Origin of the sequence: Pseudomonas fluorescens (genome assembly GCF_902497745.1) — a bacterium.
Taxonomy (GTDB): domain Bacteria; phylum Pseudomonadota; class Gammaproteobacteria; order Pseudomonadales; family Pseudomonadaceae; genus Aquipseudomonas; species Aquipseudomonas fluorescens_BM.
On sequence record NZ_CABVHJ010000002.1, the window covers coordinates 1 to 21,252 of the forward strand.

Below are 21,252 nucleotides of genomic sequence, written 5' to 3' on the forward strand. Positions count from 1 at the left end.
TGCATGCGCCCAGCAGCCCAAACGCTCAACCCCGGCCTGTGCGCCCAGCGCGTTGTAACCAGCATAATCGTCAGTCATCACGTAGCCGCGATAACCATCGAGCAGGCGCGTCGGCACCTCCTGCGCCCGGCTGGTGGAATAGTCAAAAAGGATCACCGGCTTGTCAGGCGGGCCACCGGTTTGCACCCACATCCAGGACTGGCTGCTTGGCTCCCGATCCGGCTCTTTGAGCACCTGCACGCGCGTTTCATCGCAGTGGATGATGCGGCTGGCCAACAGGCTATCGCGCATCAAATTGAGCAGCGGCTGAAAGTGCTCACCGCACTGGATGACCCAGCGGGCCAGGGTCTGGCGCGGGATATCGATGCCATGACGGCCCAGCACCTTTTCGAAACGGTGAAGCGGTAGACCGTCGACGTATTTGGTCGTCAGCAACATGGCCAGCACGCTCGGACTGGCCATGCTTTTTTCAATCAGTTGGGCGGGTTTATCCGCCGTCACCGGTGCCGACTCACAATCGCGGCAGCCATAGACCTTGCGTACATGCTTGATCACGCGGATCTGCATCGGGATGATTTCAAGCTGTTCGCTGACCTCCTCGCCGATGGCGTGTTTACGGCAGCCGCAGGCACACGTCAGCTCATGCTCGGGAAGTTCATGGATGACTTCGATTCGGGGCAGGTCGGTGGGCAGCGGCTTACGTTTGCCGCGACGTTTGGTCGGCACGACAACTTCTTCTTCGCAGGCTTCATCGACAGGCTCTGCAACACTTTCTGCTTCATTGAAGAGCGCCAGCTGCGGCGTTGCCGGATCAGTCGTTTGCTCGGACTTACGCCCGAACAATCTTTGGCGCAACAGCGCGTTCTCTTCTTCAAGATGAACAATCTTGCCTTTGTCAGACGCCCGCTCACTGATCATTTGCTCAAGCAATTGCCTGAGCAAAACAGGATCATCAGGAAGGTCTTTGGGCATGGAAATCATGCCGCGGATTATACCGAATCAGGCGACGTATCGAGGCGTCAAAACCTGATGAGGGCGGTTGCGCCAGAGGTCGAAGCCGTCGAGTAGCCAGTTCAGTTCCTGGACTGTCAGGACAATCGCCTCGTCGCGGGCTTCGGGCGATGTTTTGAATCGCTCGGACTCCAGGCGCTTGAGCCAAAGGCAGAAGCCGTTGCGTTCCCAATACAAAATCTTCACGCGGTTTCGGGACTTGTTGAGGAAAACGAAAAGCACAGGGTCGAACACGGCGACCTTGATATCCAATTCGACCAGCGCGGCCAGACCATCAATGGATTTTCGGAAGTCCACGGGTTTGGGGTAGAGATAGACTTTTTCGACTTTGGCGTCGGGTCGCATCATGAGTTGCTGGCTCCGGAAGGGATCGGGAGCACAGCATCCGGGATCATCTGGCCGCTTTGAATGTGGGGTTCATGGAGCGCTTACATTTAAACTCGTTGTCGCATATGTTGCATTGCCATGAGTAGCTATGCCATTTTCCGTACCATGCCGTTTCTTTCACACTGAGGTTATGTTCATCAGCCAGTGCAAGCAGCTTTTTTTGGCCATTCAGGTTGAACAATGGGATGTGAGATAGCAGCAAAGGCTCTTGAACAACACACTGCTGTTTCAGAAAAACCTTATCAAGGCCTTCCAGAATCTTCTTTCTTACATCTGCAGCCTCAAACGGGTACATGAACTCGTTTATTACAATTAGTTTGATTTCCAGCTCTTCGCACATCACAGCCTTCTGCTCATCTCGCTGAATTTGGCGCTGGTAGCTCGCCTCCGTACGGTGCCGAGCCCTTTGGGAGTGCCATGCGCCTTGGTATTCAAACGCAACTTTGTACTGCGCATTGTATCCATCCAGTTCGAGGCTGGCGTGGGGCTGAATCAAGTGAGGATGATCTTTCTGCTTAAATCGCCGTTTCTGTAGCGAAAATCCGAAGCCCTCTTCAAGAATACTGCGGGTAATTGCCTCGCCAACGAAAGGAGAGCAATTTGGGCAGCTTCGACCACTAAAAATCTTCTGCGGGACTACGTTTACCTCATGGCCTTCATTGCAGCGAACCAACATGGGTTCACCTTGGTTCTTGTAATCATGCTCTGGGGTGAGGAGGCTAAAACCATGTTTGGCCAATTTTGCTTGGACTTCGATGTAAGGTTTACGGTAGCGCAGTCGAGAAACGTCTCCCTTGCAACGCTGGCATCCTGAGGGTGCTCGGTTGCCTGTTTGTACGTGCGCCGCTGCAGACGGTGTAAACGTAAAATCATGCTGCTTGCAGTAGGCAGTGATTTTGCTGACACGTGTGACTAGCTCCTCCTCTAAGTTAGGATATTCGTACTTTCCAGAGTGGGCCGCGAAAGCCGCCTCTCTAAAGGCTTGGAGCAAGGCATGGTGTTTAGCACGGCGGTTTTGTTCGGTGGTCAACGCCCGCGATTGGCTCTTGCAAACCCCGCAAAACGGCGTGCCACGCAGATGTAGTTCGGCGCTGATACTGCCGCGAACATCATGCTCAACGCAGAGGATGCTGATTTTTTCTTGGCCACTGGCTTGGCTGAAATTCGTTTGGCCATAATCGAAACGGTCAGCGAAGCGTTGGCGTGCCGACCTGATGAACTGGTCTTGGTAGGCGCAAATATGGCAACCCGTGCCGCCCAGATGCTCTTCAGGCTTTAATTTGAAGGCTCCGTGGGTGTGGCAGATCACTTGGCACGGTCGGGAAAACGAGATAAAGAGGTTTTCCTCGTAGCGGTACTGAGCTCGGTGTTTGCGCGTGGCGTCGATGCTAAATCTCAGAAAATCAGGGTTTCGACTGGTTTCCAAATAACGTAGTTCGGGGGGCAAGCTGCTCACCAGCGCTGCTAAAGCAGGCCGATTTTTAAGTTCGTTTACACAGTGACGACAACCACCGCCCGAGAGCAGGGCACTCGCAGTCAAGCTCCAGCTATGTCTATGTCGACTGCAGAATGCCTGGACAATCGTTTTGAAGCCTGACCAGACACCGAATCGGACCGAAAGAATCGAGCCAAATTTCTGCTCGATACGCGCCCGAAGTACTGGCTCGGTGATCTTGAGGTTATCAGCCACGCACTTCTTGCACTGACTACCGCTCGCATGTCGCTCGGCGCGTTGAGAGAACACGCCGTGCTTGGGGCAAATGATGCGAATATTCTTGCTAAAGCCTACATAGCTTTCGGGCTGATACTGGTAGTAACCGTTATGCGTCAAATTTGCCCTAGTCAGGAACTCCTCATATTTGACGCTCCGCTGGCTGTACAACTCCGCATTGCTCTTTTTTAACTTTGCACTCTTGCAGGCAGGGCAGCCACTGCCCTTCAAATGGACCTCGGGAAGTTGCCAGAACTCGATGCAGTGCTCAAGGCAGTATATGAGTAATTTTGTCTTGGCATTGAGATATACCAATTTGCCGTAATCAAAGGCGTCCCCGTGCCTGGCTTTGGCCTCGGCGACGAAGACCTCCCGAGTCTTGCCATGTCGAGCCCTTACGCTGTCAGCCTTGCATTGCCTGCAGCCGCCCTTCTTGCTCAGATGCTGATCGGGATTTATCTCAACTTTTTCGGGGGGGGTGTGCCTCAGGCAATGAAGAACTACAGGTGCGCGCGCCGAGTGCCAGAGGGTCTCGGAGTAACTGAACTGCTGGCCAAATTTCGCCTTTGATTTGGCGATGAAAGCCTCGGTGTCCTTAATACGGCTGATGACTTTTCTCCTTGAAATCAATCTGAGCGGCAAATCTTAGCAGAGCATTGAGTTGGCGGCTGGACGGCAGTGTCGCCAGAAATACAAGCGGTGGCAGCGCTGCTGTCGTCCGCTTATTCCATTCACACAGCGTGTGTCCAGGGCCAGGTGGTTTTTGATAGACAAATATTCTCCAATCCACAGGTATTATGGAAAGTACATATTTGTACATGCAATATTCCCGAGGGGCAGTGCTGTGCGGCACAGATGCGCTCAGTAGACTGACCATGGCTGCGGTAGATCATGGTTTTTGGTTTGTCTTGAAGTAAGGATGTGCTAACGCAGTTGCCTATCCAGAAGACCAGCGAAACCGGGCAACTGCTGCCGCATCAGTGGACACCTGACTTACAAAAGGTGAGTTGGACGCTTGCTTACGTGGGCCTTCAGGCTGGGGGCATCCTTTTCAAACCATCCATAGCATGCCCTCAAATATGCCCCCAATGTAGCAATCCTCTGGAAGTGAATGGAGCTCCATGGTTTGTGGAAAGGCAGAAATGGTCAGCCGAATAGCCTATCCGGCGGCGCCTAAAGACTCTCAGGATCGCCAAAAAACATTTTGACTACGCTCTAGAACAACATTTTCAGGCAGAAAAATTTCAAATATGCCCCAATTTTGCCCCCAACTGCATAAGGTTTACGAGCGATCGCGAGTGGCGTTTTCTGATAGAGACCAAGATGGATTCAGATGGCTTTCAGTGTAACTTCTTATTGCATCTGGAGGGAGGGTGCAGGGCTCATCAAGGACAAGCTAATCCTCTCTCGGTCGAGAGCAGCAACTCCGATCGGCTGTGTTCGACCCAATATTTGCATCCGCGTAATTGGTTTGCTGGGCTTGGAGGTGTCTACGAAACCAGAGGCGATTCAGGAGTACCGCGATGACGACCACTATCTCGATTCCGATTTGAAGGCGCGACTGGCGAAGACGCAGGTCATTGATGGATTGTTTCGCGTGATTTGAGCGAGGAGGGCACCGATCGTCTTGCCTGAACTGTAACCTTGCGTCGCACCGAGTGTTGTAATCGATTGGAAGGCTGCAAAAGTAAGTGTTTTTGCCCCCCTGGTGGAGCCCACGGACGATCAACGCATCAACGCATCAACGCATCAACGCAACATGGAACCCCGCAGATCCGAGCTAGCAGGATACTCCGCGCCGAGCTTTCTACGGCTGCGCGGTTATCCAGAGGCCATTCGAACGGCATACATCTCTGCAAGTTGAATAATCTCCAGCCAAGTTCAAGCAATTTCCGGGCGCAATCTCGAGTTCGACCATCAGATCGTCATAGTGTCTTCCAGGCGATCTTTATACTTTGATCGCCTGCACCTCCCAGGGCAGATGGATCTTCACCCTGTTTTACGGCATCCCACTCGTAGACCGTTTTGCCATTGATCTGCAGCGTGTAGTTGGGAAATCCGTCATGTATGCCGTCGACACTGAACTGCACGTCACCTGCGGCCTTGCGCAGGCCGACAATGATCGTGGCATCGATATGGGGTGCCACGGCCAATGGATTGCCACCGTCGATGATGAATTTCACAGCATGGCTGGCGCCGTCGAAAGGCGTCCAGACCGCGTTCAGGTTGTCCGTCGTTCGCGCCAGGGTTGCCGTCCCGATTGGCTGCGCGCCCGGGCGCAGGGAGCGGAACCACGCCGGCTTTCCTGCGCTGGCAGCCAGTACATCGTCACTGTCGTACTCGCGGGTGGTGCCCCAGGCCAGCGCGGGAACCTTCAACGATGTCGGGCCCGCCTGGTCGAGGTCCAAGGTCACACTTGGGCTGCACTTGGTGCCGCCATTGTAGGCATATGTAAGGTAATAAACGATTTCACTGGGGATGCCGATGGTGAGTTTGACGGCGATGTTGTTGGCCACGGGATCATTCCTTGAAAGTCGACACGTTCAGGAAATGTAGCCAAAAAAAATTTGTTTGCTTGCATAGCGCGAAAGAAAACGACGACTAGCATTGTGCTATCAATGCAGCGTCTGTTCCAGCAAACAGCCGAGGCGCCCGAACACGCCGTTCTTTGGCAATTTTCCGGGCTCACAGGGAGGTGGACAATGTCTGACCGATTTCTGGCGTTTCGTTGTTTCGGTACGTTCTCATGGCCGCCATTGAGGTCGGTCAAGCCCGAAGTACCGGCAGCGGAGGGGGTGGTCGAGATTCATTACGTTCTCGATGCCAAGAAGGCCGCAATGGTGGGATGCGCGCGCTGGGTACCCAAGGACGCCTGGAAGCCAGATCTGGAATTCACGGACTCACTCACCAACATTCAACCCGTGCCGAAGAGCTCTGATGCTGCCAAGGCCGTGTTGAAACATGCCGCCGACAAGACTCTTTCGTGGCGTTTCGATCAATCGAGTGCCGTGCTGGCGTTCGAAGGCGTGCAGGTATTCGAGCAGTATGCGGTGCGCAAAGACCAGGCAGGGGCATTTCATCAGGAACTGGACCTGCGGGTTCCTGTGGTCCGAGAGCATTTTCCTTCCGGTTCTACGAGTCACTACAAGAGCCGGGTACTGATAGGTCAGGACAGCAATCCTCTTTTGCGGTTCGACCTGGCGCTGCCTCTGCTGTCCCCCCAGGATGATGAGCAGTTCAAGGCGGAGCGAGCGTTTGTCGCGTTTTCCGCGTTGTATAGCCCCCGGGTGGCCATGTCCAGTTTCACAGCGATTGCGCAACCGTTGCTCGTGGAAAACATGGAGTTCGGTCGCCAGGACCGCTCGACCGGTAGTGTTGGAGAGAACGGCATTTCATTCAGCTCGTTGCGACCACCTTCGATGAAGGCTATTGGCCGCTTCGGCTTCGCGTGGGACACCTGGCCGAAAACCAGGAACGTAGAGTCCTGGGTCGAAATTAGAAAACCGGATTATTGGCCCTCTGCGAAATCGATCCTGGGGCATTTGCTACCTGCCCTGGGTGTGCGTACACCCCCCGATAGTGCTAGTTTCGACGTTCGCTTCGAAGAGGGCGATATCGGGCCGCTGTTGCCCGCGCTCGGCATTGCGATCAGAAGTTCAGGGAACGGTGACCGCCTTGGTTATCGCATCGAACAACGTTTTGCCTTGAACTCCCAGCTTCCATCTACAGATAACGACAAAGTTGCAGATATCCGGGTAAGAAGCAGACTTATCGAGCTGCGTGCTGAAGGCATGGATGGTACCTGGCTCAGCTTTGGCAAGCAGTTGCATATCACCGTGGTCCTTACCGGAACAGTTACTGATGTCTGGAGCGAAAAGCACGAAATCTCCGTGCAAGCGAGCATTGGCGGTATCACGGAGTACAACTCCATCGATTTGGGGAAGGTGAGCGGCAACTTTGCCCCAAGAACTCAGGGCACGGGCTTTCTGGAACTGATCCATGCCTCCATTTCCTCCATGAACCGTGCACGGTTTTCACTACACCAACTAGCGCCGGACCAGCCCCAGTCGAGTCTGCCAAAGCTTGAAGTGGCGTCCCCCTCAGGCAACGGGCTGATGCATTTCGGGCTGTACGCCAGACAACGCAGCGGTTCCCTGTCCGATGGCAGGCTTGAACTCGAGAAGAAACCGTGGATCTGGTCGGCGATGCTGTCGAATCCCGAAGACACGAGCATCTTCAATGACCGCGTAATGGCCGAGAAGCAGACACGTATTCCATTGCGGGTCAGTTGGCCTTCATTGCATCGGCAATCCATTTCATTGGGATGCTATTTGGCTCATGAGACAGACGTTAAGGGAGACGATCTTCGCGGTATCTGTTTGAAGCTGGTACAAATCGAAAACCTCACCGGCAAGGTCCCACTCACCGCCTCGCTGGGCGGCCTGGAACTGGTCCACGACAAGCCCGTTTTCATCGAATCGACCTCGATCCGCATACGTCTGCGCGACGATCCGGGCGTCAGCGGCACCCCCGCAATGCTGGGTATCAAGGTAGCGTTGACCCTCGCTGTGGCGAGAGTCGATCCGTTGGCCGTGGACGTCCTGCGTGGGGACCGCAGCGGGCGTGCCCAGCCATTGTTGTACCGCGAGCCCGGTGCCACGGCCGGCAGCGGCCAATACCTGCTCAAGTGCACCGAAGAAATCCGCGGCGATCGCCAATGGCGCCTGCTGGCCAATCTGGATGAAGACATCGAGAGCAACTCGGGGGCGCAGAAGAGCCTGCTGATCGGCGAGCAACCCTTCACCATCCAGCGTTTCTATTCCACGCCGCTGGAAATGCTCGGAGGCGAGGACAGCGCGACCATCGCCAGCTACGACAGCGACGACCGGGGTTGGAAGTTCAGGCAGTCCACCGGGCTCTATCACTACGTGCTGCCCCCGCAGGTCATTGGCGAGAGCATGGACAAGCCGCGCCGGCTCGAACTGCAGGATGCCAAGGTCGAGACAGAATTTGCCGCCAATGGGTTCGTTCGCCCGATCGATGCAGACCAGGACCCGACCGTCACCCGGTCACACCGGCGCGCCGTCGAATTCCGCCTGACGCCCGCCGCCCACCTGTGGATCCAGCCGGCGGATGTGGAGCGTAACTACGTGCTGCCGGAGTGGGCCGCGGGCGATCTGTTCAACCAGCGCGGCGAGCTGGGTCTGGGTTGCGCGCTGACCTCGCTGCATGGGGAGTTCCTTTATGGCCTCGCCTTCGGCGTGACGCCGAGACTGGAGCAAGGCACAGCGCGACGCACCCGGGTCGCGGAAATCGAGGCACTGACCGGGCGTCCGGTGCCCCTCTACGAAGAGCGCGATCAAGACCGCTGGAACCTGCTGCACAAGGCGATGCAGACACGCCCCCAGCGCCTTGAACTGTGGGCGGACAATCCTACGCAGCAAATGCAGTTCGCGCCGGTGCGCTTCAGCGCTGGCGCGCGCTTCGCCTTGCGCACGACGGCGCTGCACCGGGCCGCCCTGGCAGCGCTGGAGGCACCGGTCGACGCGGACACAGTGCCGGGTTCGCCAACCCAGGAAACGCCCGACCTGTCGCCGCGCCTGCACCCGAACGGATTGTCCGGGGGCGCGTTGTGGCCGATCGAATCAGCCAACGTGCTGCGGCTGGTTCTGGCCCAGCCACGAGCCAGCGGCGGCTCGATCGAAACCATCGCCTTGTCGCCCCTCGGTGGCGATGCCGACCAGACGGTCAAATTCAACAACAACCGCGTGTCGATCATCAGCGAGACCCGCGGCGGCTTCGTCCAGCGCCAGAAGGTCGAGGTGCTCGGGCGTATCGCGGTGTTCTGGCACCGCGCCAAGCATGTGGTGGTGTACGAACGCACGGTCAACCCTTCGGCGCAGTTCACCCCGGAAGGCGGGTTGGGAACCCGGACCCGCCGGCCGGTGCTGCGCAAGATCAGCGAATACATTGAGATCCTCGAGCCAGAGCGGCAGTATCCGGACATGCCCACTGCCGCCGCGCACACCAGCAGCTTCCTACGGGCATTGCGCTTCAACAAGCGGATCATTCCGGTGGACAGCTTCTGGGCCGAGGACGTGGGCACCAGTGGCTGGATCGTCCCGCTGTGGAACCGCCATGCCGCCAGGCAGCGGCCGCAGGTCTATGCGATGCCTGACATCGCTTTCGTCACCGCCGCCGAAGGCGATGGAGACAATCCCCTGGCTGCCCAGGAGTGCCTCAATCCCGACAACCTGTACTTCTTTGCCGATACCACCCCGGAGCAGACCGACGATACCAACGCCTGGGCCGTGCGTCGGGGCATCGACTACGCCGACCTGCCTCCGCCACGGAACGATGACGCCACGATCAAGGTGCCGACAGGCTTTGCCCGATTCACCTGGCGTCTGGCAGCGGCGACGCAACGCACCACGATCAATGCCGGACGGGCCGACAAACCGGTGTATGTCGGACTGGAAACACTGACCTTCATGCGTGCCGGGCGGCAGGAAAGCCCACTGAACCTGCCGGAGAACGCTACGCGGATACTGCTGGATAAGCTGCCCACCGCCCTGAAGCAAGGCGACCTTACCCAGGAATTGTTCGAAGGGGTGCTGAGTAAGGGGAGAGTGGTTACGGGGCCGTTGAGGGAGTTGTCCAGCTGCCTGGCGAACGTTGGCGATCTGCCGGCGAAACGTCCGACGGATGCTGCGGAACGGGACGCCCTGAAGGCGCGCCTGGTTGCGCTGGGTGCTGCGGCAACACAGGATGCCATCGCCCAAAGTGGCATTGAGCAGCACTTCGATAAACTGAAAACCGGTTGCGACAAAGTCTTCAAGGCTCTTGACTCGCAATTCGTACAACTGGACGGTTCGGTACCTTCGCCCTGCGCCGCCTTGCAGCAGAACCTCGGCAGCGCTATCACAGCCAGGCGCATGGCCATGGTTCAGGAACTGGATGCCTGGCGGCAGGAACAGATTCAGATGCTGTCCCAGGCGTTACCCGGCGAGTTCGCCCTCCGTAGCGACTTTGACTTGTACCTGCAAAGTGAACTGAAAAAGCTGCTGCTGCCCCTGTTCGAGTCGACCACGGCAGAACTGGGCAAGTTGCGGCGCGGTATCGAAATCACCCGTCTCACCGTGAACGGGGCAATAGCTGCCGGGCATGACGGGTTTGACCGGGCACGCGCCGAACTCGATGCCCTGAGTAAGACCATCGACCAGGCCAAACCTTGGTCAGCCAGCCGAGGGCAAGACCTGGAGCAACAGATCGCTTGTGCGCTGACGCGCATAAGCGAGGTGCTTCGGGGAGAACTCAACAGTGCCCGGCAGCGTCTGTCCGTGGAGCTCGACGACTTTGCCCAGCGTATCGGGGCGGTCGCTACCCGGATGATCGAACAGGCTCTCAAGGGGGCAATGCAACTGCAATTGTTGGCCCGGTTCCTGGCTAGCGTGAAAAGCGTTTTGCCTGACGCAGCCGTCGTGACGGCATACGTGGCGAACGTCGAAAACGTACTGCTGAAAATCGAGACGACGCCCGAGCGGGTCGAGGCGCTCAAACCGGTCCGCAGCGCATTGAAGTCGATTGGCGAAGGGTTGGACAACGCTGTAAAGGTTTTCGAGGAGCTCGCCAGGAAGCTTACCAAGGAAGCTTCTGTGTCGGGCAAACTGCTCTCGCAAGAGACAGTGGCAATCGCCGGCCAACTGGTGGATGCGCGGGAGCGTCTTAAAACGGGGGCGAACACCCTGAGCGACGATCTGAAGAAGGCGGTTTCCGACGTCGGCGATGATTTGCTTCAGGCGTTCGACACGGCGCTGACCTCGGTGTCGATTTCCGTTCCGGCCGAGGTCGAGAAATTGCTTTCGGTATTTCCGCAGGCAGAGAAGTGGGCCGACCATCTGTTCGAGCAGGCCAGGATTTCCCTTGATGACGCCGAGCAATGGCTTACAGGCCAGACCAGGCCGTTGAATGAGGAGCTCGAAAAGGTTATCGAGACAACCCTTGGAAAAGTGAAGGAGGCGGAGAACTCTTTAGGCAGCAAAGTGCTGGTAGAGCAACTGGTCAAGGGCCTACTGGGTTTGCCGGCAGTCGTACTGGTTCTGGACCGGGTGGGGCCTCCGGTGTTCGACACTGCGCAAGCGATCGAGAATCGTCGTAAAGCGGCCATCGACCTAATTGACACTTGCACCGACGAACTGATCAGCAGTCTAGACAACGCGGCGGCGTTGTTCGGGGGCGTCAATGATGCGGTCCAGGACGCTTGCCGAAACGTGGCTAGCGGAATCAGTGGGTTGCGGGATCGACTTGTCCAGGAAACTACAGTCACATTGCAGCCTCTTAAAGATCGCCTGGAAAAGGCAAAGACAGAACTGTTCGACAGCCTCGACGACATGCTGGGTGATGACGAAAAGTACAAGACACTGCTGAATCAGGTCGAGACCTTCGGCCACGACGTCCGCGGCCTGTGCAACGACCTCGCCGCAACCCGCAACCTGGTCGAAGGCTACGGCGACCGAGTGATCGACGCCGTCGGCCGCCTGGGTGAGGGCGGCCTGCTGGCTGTCCCCAACAACATCCTGCGGGCCATGGCGGCCTTTGGCTCCACGCCTGAATTGCCCTACCTGGATTTCTCGCGCCTGAACTCATCGTACTTCTTCGGCTGGGTCGAGGATCGGGTGGACATGCCGCAGATCAATGCCTGGTTCGGTCGACTGGGGGATGATCTCAAGGCACTGGGCCTGGACATGCAGATCGACGGACTCGGTGAACGCCTGATCCCGGTCGACCTGTCGAAGCAGGACATCGGCAAGGTCCTGCAGAACCTGGCTGGGCTCGACCTGCGCAAACTCCTGCCCGGATACACGCTACCGGCCGCGGCCAAGGATGCCATCCGCGTCACCCATGAGTTCGACAAGAAGAACCTGCGAGCCTGGGTCCAGGTCGATGTCGACCTGCCATTGCCTGAGCGTCGCTCTCTGTTCAGCGTCGGGCCGGTGACTCTGGACCTGCTCAACACGAAGATCTCTGCGGTTGTACGCCTGGAGGCCTCGAAGGACAGCGCCGAAGTCGAGCAAAGCGGCACTGCGACGCTGTTGACCGACTTCGATGCAGTGGTGGCCGGTACATCCATGGTCACGCTGAGCCAAGTGGCCGTGCGTTTCGACAAGAGGGGAGGCCTCAAGGTCGATTTCGACCCGCGCCAGATCCGTCTCAATCCAAGCTTCCAGTTCATTCAGAACACCTTCCAGTCGATCTTTGGCGACGAGATCGGCGGGCTCAAGATCATCAAGGACAACGGCATTCCCGTCGGATTGGAACACCTGTTCGCGCTGCCCCCGATGGGCATGATGTTCGGCACAAGCGGGGTGCAGAACATCCAGATCAGCAACGCTTTCCGCCTGCTGGCGTTTCCCGATTTTCTCATCAGCAACAGCTTCGCCCTGGCCCGCGCCGACCTGCCGTTCTTGTTCTCGGTATTCATCATCGGCGGCAGCGGCTGGCTCACCGTCGACCTGAACTACCGGCCGTTCAAGAACGAGCTGGCGGTAGTGGTGGACGCGGCGGCTGGCGGCTCGGGCTCGCTGGGATTTTCCTTCTGCGGTGTGTCGGGGACGGTTTCGATTTCGCTCAACGTCGCGCTGACCTATCGCAAGTTGATCGGCCAGCCCGGCGGCGGGCTGACCGTATCGATGGTGGTGGTCATCGTCGGCGTGGTCGATGTACTTCGTATCGCCAGCGCCTACCTATCGGTGGCCCTGCGCCTGAGTTACCAAGACAACAGCGATATCGATGCTACCGGGTCCTTCAGGGTGAGCATTCGGATTTCGCGATTCTTCACCGTGAGCGCTGGAGGGCAGGTGCGCTATCGCATGACCGGAGGGCGTAGGGAGGTTACGAGCAACAGTGAAAGCCAGGTGCGTTCCGAGAGCCTTGAGAAGGCCCGAAAACTGATTGATGGACAGGGGAGGCTGAAAGGATGAAGCGGACCATCATCTGCATGACCGAGGAAGAGCTCAAGGGATTCCAGGACGAACTACAACGCGGGTTTTCAGTTCGGCTCGCTTTTAAGGCCGAGACAGAGGAAGGAGAAACGGAGGAACAGGCCCGACAGGCGTACCAGGCGTTCTTCGATATGCTGAAGGGCGGAGGCTTGAAGTTTCGTGCCTATACCGTCGTTAACGGCCAGCCTCCCCAGGCGATTGCGGACCTTCAGCCATCCGGCGTGACCACGGCTCTTCTTGATGATTTCAGGCGCTGGTTCGAGAGCCACGCCCAAGCCGCAGCCAACCTCAATGCGCCAGGCTTTTGGGCCCTGCGCAATCTGTATCTCAATGGCATCGATAACACCGCAAGTCTCGATGCCCATGCCGTGCTGGTGGGCGCATCCAGTTGGGTTGCTCCGGTCCCGCAGTGCCTGGGGCTCGCGTACGTCCTGCACATCGACTACGCAGGTAGTGAGGATGTGGTATTCCAGCCCCTTATCGATGACGCTCTTTCACCTGGGGACACCGAAGGTCGGCTCGAGGCGGATGATGTGGAGTTTGCCTATGCATCTGGAATAGCGGATTTCTGTAGTTCTAACCGCGCTATACGCCCGGCGATGGGTGACATGCTGATCGATCCGGAGACGGGTTTCGTTAACTTCGGAAAAGATGACTCTGAACAGGCTGCCTATCGAACGCTGACAAGGATCGAGCAGCGGGCGGGCTCGCTATTCACCGGTTTTTTTGCGGTCAGTGAGGTGCAGTGGAAGGATCAACCCTCGCTGGTGCAAAGGGTGCGTCGCGAGTCCTGGCGTGCCCTGGCCACACTGGCCACCAGTCTGGACACCCTGCTGCTGGCGCTGATGATGCCTCACGTTGGCCAAGTGGCGGACAGTCCACGGGAGGGGGGCCTACTCGGGCCTTTGCTTGATGTGCTGATAGAGCGCCTGAAAAAGGACGGCATGCCCTCCGACACCCCTCGCTCTGTGCTGCGCAAGGCCATCCGAGGAGGAATTCAGCAAAACCTGATATCGGTGGACATGAAAGCCTATATCGATGTGTTGCTGGACATCTGCCGGCCGCAAGGCGGACAGGGGACATCATCGTTTGCCGCTACTGACTCGATGCTGTATCGATTACTGCAGGCCTGCGTCCAACCGGCTGCGCAGAAATGGAAAGAACTGGAGGCACTCCCGTTTGAGACGCTCAGCGCCGAATTGGCACCCCTGCAGGATGCGGTTCTCAGTGAAAACGGTTTCGAATCGACGGTGCTGCGCCTGTTGCACCAGATTCGCAAGACAGTTTCCGATAGTCTCAAGCAGTACGTCGATGGTGACCCGGAAAAGGCCCTGAAGGTTTACGATCAGGCAGTGCTGGATTTCGAAGGACTGCTGAACACAGGACTCAACGGCGCCGATGCCGCCCGTCAATCGGTAGGCAAGCTGATCTGTGACACGGTGCTGCATCAGTCGAAAGCGACTACCCAGACGCTGGAAAAAGCAGCCGAAGGGCTTGAGTTCTGGAATTGGCGGCTGGGCGGCCGTGGAGCCGGGCCGACGCCGGACGCCACACAATCAATGCTCGATTGTCTGGCGTTCATCCCCGCTCCCGAAGATTTTTTCACAGACCTCCCCAAGGGCCAGCCCACGGAACTTCCGGCAGATAAGGAGGCATTGGCGGCCCTGGCGTTGGTCAGCGAACATATGCAGAGGACCGTGCAGCGAGAACTGTTCGTTCCGGCCAGTACCCGCTTTTCCCCTGACCTCGCTCCCGGTCCCCTGGCGATTCCGCTCACCGTTGACCCGGTGGTCGACGACTTGGAGCAGGACGAATTCTCCGCCGCCTTTTCCGGGATGGCGCTGGCCCTGCGACGAACTATTGATGGCCAGACTTATACGCCGTGGGCTTACGCCAACCTCGCCGATTTCCATCATCCGGCCAGCCCGTCACCCGCCGCACTGGCCGAAGCGATTACCGTACAGCCGGTCCCTACAACCATCAATGATGGCCGTCGATCCTTGTTCCTGCACTATGACGGACTCCCATTGGCCTGCAGCGCTTTTGACGAAAGCCTGCCGGGTGCCGGCTTCGATCCCCTGGGCAAGGCGTTTTTTGGTACGGACTATCCGGCGACACTGCTAAATGGCTTCCAGCCTTTGCCAACGCTCGCCTACGGTGCGCGGTATGAGGTCTGCGCCCATGTCGTCGGGCGTAGTGGAAGCTTGCCGAGGTGCATGCAGGGTAGCGCCCCCTGGTTGCCCGCAGCGAAGATCGAGGTCGACGGTAAACCGAAACTGAGCCTGATGTATTCGCGCCGCACGGCGATTGGTCGCACGACCATCAACGACAGTGAAACTGTCCAGCGCCTCGGCGTGATCCCTGCAGGCCTGCAACCCTTGTCGGCGGACTATCCACGACTGGGCCTGCACAGCGATGCGAGTCTGCCGCTGGATCTGTTCCGCCAGGTGGATGGCAGCGGTGCGTTGCATTTCGATGCGGCTCAACCGTCCAGGGAAATCTATCTGGAGGATTTCCGCTACTCGGGGCCGGACGGCGGCAAGTTAACGCTGAGTATTTACCATGGTGCCACCCTCCACACAGTTCCGGCAGTACCGATCTCGGGTACATCAGCGAAGAAGGCACTGTCGATTGTGCTGGAGGGCGACACGTTCCAGATCGATTTCGAAGGTAAAAAAATCAGCATTGCGAAGGAGCACGGAGTCGACTCGTTGTCGTTACGCCTGGGTTTGACCTCACCAGGCTTGGCAACCGTCAGTTTCGCCGATCCTGCCGCGTCGGTAGAACGGGCCACGGGGCAGGGCCCAAAAGCGGAGAACCTGCTCCTGCTGGGGGCGTCGTTCACGGGGCTCGCCGGCGGTGGATGGCGGGCTCCTTTCGGCAATGACGCCGCCCTCAAGGTCAACTTCCCACGGGTGCCCTACAGCGACTTCGTGCGCTGGATCGCCAATCCGGACCTTCGCCGTAATGTGTTCACAGGCCTGCAGGATGACCAGCAGATCAAACTCTTCTTATGTCTGCTCGAAGCCGCCAACATCGACCGTTCGCGCGATCTGGAGCTTGGCAAATTACTGGACGCACTGCTCGATCCCGCAGTAAGCAGTCTGCGCCTGGACGTGGTGGTACTGGATGGGCTGATGGATTCCACCGAGCGGCTGGGTCAGCGGCCGGAGCTCAAGCCCCAGACGGTCTATCAGAAGAAGATTCCATCACTGGGCGAGATCCTCGCGAGTCTTGGAGCCCGCCTTGGTACGCTACTCGATAAGGGTCGCATCAAAGATATCCTGACGCTGGTAGACAAGGAATGCCGGCACTCCCTGAGCGTCCGCAGCTTCGCCGCGAACACCGGCCAGGCACTTTCGTTCGATGGCCGCGTATTGCATGTCCCCGCTGGTACCTGTGTCCAGTTGCTCGCAAGACCACAAGTCGAATCCGGACTGTTCAGCGCTCAATCGGGAGTGCTCGACAGCCGCCTGGAGACATTGGCCATAGGCAGAAATGGCAATCTCGTGGTGTTCGATGGCGCAAGGGTACTGATCGAAAGCATGCAGGTGTTGTCAGCGAGTCGTGAAGAATGGACAACACTGGCTCACTCCGATATCCACTATGAGGCAGCCGGAACCGCGCGCAGCTATATGCTCAAGGCCGACCCCTCCTACGCCAGGGCATGGCAATGGCGGCAACTGGGCGCGATCACCGTACTGACCCAACGCTGGCGCTTCGACGGTCGGCCGATCTATGCCTGGATCAACCCCAAGGAGAACGACGTCAGGGTCGAAAAACCCGGGCGCGCTTCGCGTTTGCTCACCGGCAACAGCCAGTTGGCCAATTTCGAGATACAGGCCTTTGCCGGGCGCGACAGGGATGGTCAGTCGTCCACGATCAACCTGCTGCCCGCGCCGGCCAGCACCACCCTGCGCACCGTTCATTGGGAAAAGCCCTCGGCTACCGTGTTCCGTCATCGCTTCACTCTGCATTCTCGCTACACCGCTGCGTTCCAGCGCGAGACTGACGGGTGGTGCCAGGCGTGGTCCGACGACCTCGAGCGGGCCTGGCTGCGCGTGGCGATGCTTGCCGAAGCGGCCCGAATCGAGCTGACCCGGCCGCAGTTGCGCGCCCTGATTCCGCTGACTCAGTCGCCGGAGGAGGGCGAGGGACGCACGCCGCCGCTGATGGCCATCCTGCAAGAGCGGCCCTTCGCCCATGGCGGGCTGGCGGACCGTGTCATCGCTGAGGTTCGCTCGGGTGTCGGGTATGCCATGTCTGCCGGCGCCAGCGGAGTTGTCCACCCAGCCGACGTACGCAAGGAAATCGGCCGCGATCCACGCCTTGCCTATGAAGCCTATGACGAGGCCAAGGGGAAGAACACGCTGCTCTCCATTGAGGGGCCGATCGGTCTCACCTTTGAATCAGATGCGGTCTCGGCGCCGGCATTCCCCAATACCGCGCTGGTGCTCGATCCGGTGAGCCTAGAGGTCGACACCCACGGCGTACCGACCATGCAGTCACTGGAACTGGAGGAACATTTCCTCAGCGTCGGCTTGCGGCGCTACCTACATCCGCATTGGCTGGTCAGTGGCATCGATTGGCAGAACCCGCCGGACCTGACCCGCAACTGCTGGATTCAACTGCCGGGCATGCAAGGCTCTCTCTCTCTAGGCTCAGGGGGAGGCGCCATGGACCTTGTAAAAATCGACATGTCCGCAACGGCATGGGAGGTGACCCTGGATTGGCGGATAATGGACATCACGGCGACCGGGGACCAGCGCATGTCGTTGCTGCGGCTGCCCACGGCCAAAGCATTCACCGGCTGGCAGTGCGCGCTACTGCATGCGCCAATGAGCGAGCGGCGAGCATTGCTTTCGGTCTTCCTGGTGCCGCCGACGGCCGAGGAGCGAGGCGCCGGCAATGCTCCGAAGTTGCTGGCAAGTATCGAATGGACGTTGCCGGCCGGTCATGGCTTCGCTGACGTGCAGGTCCCTGCGCAGGACAAGCACATGTGGACGTGCGAAATCTGCCTCAGCCAGAGCACGTCAATGCACTGGGCTAGAACCAACCGCAACTTCGCCACCGTTTTCGTTGCGGATGGCAATCCACTGGAAATGGGCAAGCCCCGGCAGGTCAAGGATTTGCAGGCGCGTCTGGAGGATGGTGCACTGAAGTTCAACGCCAGGGAATCTGCCAACGGGCGCTTGTGGCTCAGGCCCGCTCAAGGGATGCAGCCGTTCCCAACCCACACCCAGCGTCATCTTGCCTTGTTATTCAGTGAGGTGCGTTCAGGCCTAGGTCGGCCGCTGGAGCGGCCGACGGCACTGTACATGCTTGGCTCGAACAGCCTCCAAGGGATTTCTGGCGTCGTGCCTGACGTCAAAAACGGGCGGGTGCGGGTGGTCGAATTCGAGACCCCGGCCATCATTATTGGCCGTGGTGCCGTGAGCATACCGGATCAATACAAGTTCGGTTATCTGGACCTGGTCGCACCGGGTATCGCAGTACCGCCGGCGTCCGGGGCACGAACGCTGCTGTCCCTGAATATGCGGCTGGTCGCAAATCTGGAGGCGCGCTCCAGAGTGGTGGAGCTTCGCCTGGGCCTGCGTCCCGAGAGCACGAAGACCAGCGAGGTCGGTGTTTTAGAGTTGAAGAGCACCTCCGTCAGCGAGTGGGCTACGTTCGGCGTGGATCTCAGTGTCGATGGTACCGGAAAGGTCCAGGTCTTGGCAGCGTGGGCCGTCGACCGCGACGGTATGCGGCAGGCGGTGGACGCTCAGTGGCTCGGAATCCCATGGAACACCGACGCGATGCAGGGGCTGGTCATGACCGTCGAGCCGGCGAAATTCAAGGACGGGCTGGACCGTGAGCTCTGGCTAGAGGTCGCGATGCTCGCCACCTCGCTGACCGAAGGCAACAGCGCTCGCCACGGTTTCAATAGCACCCTGGATCTGGACTGGTTCTTCGGGGCCGACCCGCTGTCGCCCGACACCGCCGCAAGCGAAGACGCGCTGCGTGGATTGCATGAGGTTCAAGCAAGGATCATCTCGGTATCACCACTGATTTCCATGAACGGTTGAGGTGGGGCAAAGGGACATGCAGGTCGCGGGCGCATTGCCTGCGGCTCATCGAAAGAGGAGGGCGATTGCGATGATGAAAAAGCTGTGGGGACTCACGGGCGCACTGCTGGCGCTGAATCTGTTTGCCGCCGGCGCGGCGGCCACGGAAACGCCGCAACTGGCGACAAAATGCATAGTGGTAAGAGATTCAGGGCTTTTTGAAAGCAGATTGGCCGACAAAAAGAACGCGACACTCAAGACAGGCGAGAGCAACCGCGAACCGGCTTGTGCCACCCTGGGTAGCGACGCTCGTCCGTTGGTCGGCACCGGCGACTTGGTCATTGCCGTGGACAAGGCGGCGTTCACTGCCTTGCAGACGTCGCAGGAAGCCTTGAACGGGGCATTCGTGCTGTATCTCAATGGCGTGCCCTTGCCCGACGATGCCGTGCTGATCGCCTCAGAAACGGTGGATCAATATGTCCAGCTCAGGTTCCGGATCCGCCAGGGGCCGGAAACCCAACGCCTGTGGTCCATGCTGTATGCCGACGGGGCCCTGTTTGCCCCGACGGACCTGTATGCGGCACTCGGATGGCAGTCCAGCAACGATGCCGCGCTGGCGATGATTCCATCACGTGGCCAGGCCACATCAGTGAGCATCACCACCGGAGCCAGGCTGGCGCTTGCGCTTTTGCTGGTCGTGCTGGCCATCGCCGCCATCGTATATGTCGGAAGGGCGACGGACACCCTGCGTGACGAGCCGGACTCGACGATCCCACCGTGGTGGAAGGAAGCACGCAAGCTCCGGACCAGGCTGGCGCAGTTTCGGGACGATACGACCCGGAACCAGTACCTCAAGGAATACCCCGGCTACGACGGAACCGATGTCCTGCGCTACGACGACCTGGCCAGCAAGGCACTTGCTGGGGAGCCGGTCGAGGCGGCGGACGTCGATGCCACATGCTTTGGCCTGGCGCTGCGCAAGCCCGACTGGAAACCCGTGCGCGCGTCCTTCAGCCTTAGCCGCACTCAGATGGCACTGTGGTTCACTTTCGCCGTTGCCACCGGGCTGTTCCTGTGGCTGTTGTATGGGGACCTGCGTCGGATAGATGGATCGCTGCTGGTCCTGCTCGGCATCAGTATCGGCACGGCGGGCCTGTCCTGGATCACTGACCGCAATGCCCCGAGCGGCCGCAGCTACGTGCCAAGTCGTGGGTTCTGGTACGACCTTCTAACCGGCTTCGACGAGCGCAAGCAACTGCATCGCTACCAGGCGGTGGTGGTGAATATCCTGCTGCTGGTGGTGGGAATCTTCCATGTACAGCAGCAGTTGAGCTATCCGGTGTTCGATCCGACCTGGTTGATTTTTCTGGGGATCAGCGGGACGGCTTATGGGGTGGGCAAGCAGGTGCTGGAGAGCAGGTGAGGGGGTTAGGTGCTTCCCTGAGATGTATCCGCGAAGCAGTATCATTCCATCACCACCAGCATTTCTGGTAGGGGCATCCTTCTCAAATCATCCAAAGCATGCCTTCAGATATGCCCCGAGTGTGGGAATCCTCTGGAGGTGGGTAGATCTCCATGGTCTATGAAAAGGCATAAATGATCGCCTGAACAGCCTGCCCGACGAAAGCTAAAGACTCTCAGGGTAGCCGAAAAACATTTTGACTGGGCTCTAAGACGGTTATTTCAGGCAGATAAAAAAGAGTTGTGCCCCAAGCTGTGCTCCACTTGCACCGGCTGTGCTAGCGATCGTGAATGGCGATTCCTGACAGCTGTCGTGGTGGTGCACTCTGGACGTCAGAGTAGCTCCATGGCGGGATAGTCAGAAGCAGGGCGAGGCCGTGTCTTAAGGGGGCCGCTTGTCTCAGCGGTAGCTATATCCACCCTGACTGTGTGGTAACTACCCCGAGTACTTCGAATAGGAGGAGAGATGGACTTAGTCCTATGGATCCAGCAGCTGAAGCGCGGATCATTGATAAACATTCGTCGATGGCTGGCTTGAACTTGCCGTTCCAGCGACGACGGCGCCGCCCTTGACAGTGATAGTGGCGAAATGCAATTTTTCGGGTCGGGTTGGATCCAGCCAGCTTCAAGGGCG

The 21,252-nt window shown here is 58.6% G+C and carries 7 protein-coding genes; 3 read left to right on the forward strand and 4 right to left on the reverse strand.

Features of this window, described 5'->3' with window-relative positions; all coding sequences use genetic code 11:
* From tnpC to F8N44_RS02855, 4 genes are all read right to left on the reverse strand, one after another.
* Window positions 1–981 (reverse strand): IS66 family transposase (tnpC, locus tag F8N44_RS02840; RefSeq protein ID WP_150649224.1); only part of this gene is annotated, 981 nt, incomplete at its 3' end.
* 18 nt (window positions 982–999) lie between these two features.
* Entirely contained in the window at window positions 1,000–1,359 is a 360-nt protein-coding gene (gene tnpB / locus F8N44_RS02845; protein WP_224794724.1) for an IS66 family insertion sequence element accessory protein TnpB, read from the reverse strand.
* A 43-nt stretch (window positions 1,360–1,402) separates the two neighbouring features.
* On the reverse strand, window positions 1,403–3,751 hold the full coding sequence (locus F8N44_RS02850) for a hypothetical protein (protein WP_150649225.1): 2,349 nt from the start codon (window positions 3,749–3,751) through the stop codon (window positions 1,403–1,405).
* Window positions 3,752–5,034: 1,283 nt separating this feature from the next.
* The gene (locus F8N44_RS02855) at window positions 5,035–5,625 is read right to left on the reverse strand and encodes a hypothetical protein (protein WP_150649226.1); all 591 of its coding nucleotides are present in this window, start codon (window positions 5,623–5,625) and stop codon (window positions 5,035–5,037) included.
* A 186-nt stretch (window positions 5,626–5,811) separates the two neighbouring features.
* On the opposite strand from F8N44_RS02855, the gene F8N44_RS02860 reads away from it, so the two are divergent.
* The 3 genes from F8N44_RS02860 (at window position 5,812) to F8N44_RS02870 (ending at window position 20,580) form a co-directional block, all read left to right on the forward strand.
* Complete coding sequence (locus F8N44_RS02860) at window positions 5,812–13,089, forward strand: hypothetical protein (RefSeq protein WP_150649227.1); 7,278 nt, start codon at window positions 5,812–5,814, stop codon at window positions 13,087–13,089.
* The gene (locus F8N44_RS02865; RefSeq protein WP_150649228.1) at window positions 13,086–19,178 is read left to right on the forward strand and encodes a hypothetical protein; all 6,093 of its coding nucleotides are present in this window, start codon (window positions 13,086–13,088) and stop codon (window positions 19,176–19,178) included. Before F8N44_RS02860 ends, F8N44_RS02865 begins: the two co-directional genes overlap by 4 nt.
* Before the next feature lie 70 nt (window positions 19,179–19,248).
* Window positions 19,249–20,580: a hypothetical protein gene (locus F8N44_RS02870; protein WP_150649229.1), complete on the forward strand. Its 1,332-nt coding sequence runs from the start codon at window positions 19,249–19,251 to the stop codon at window positions 20,578–20,580.
* Window positions 20,581–21,252: the final 672 nt, after the last annotated feature.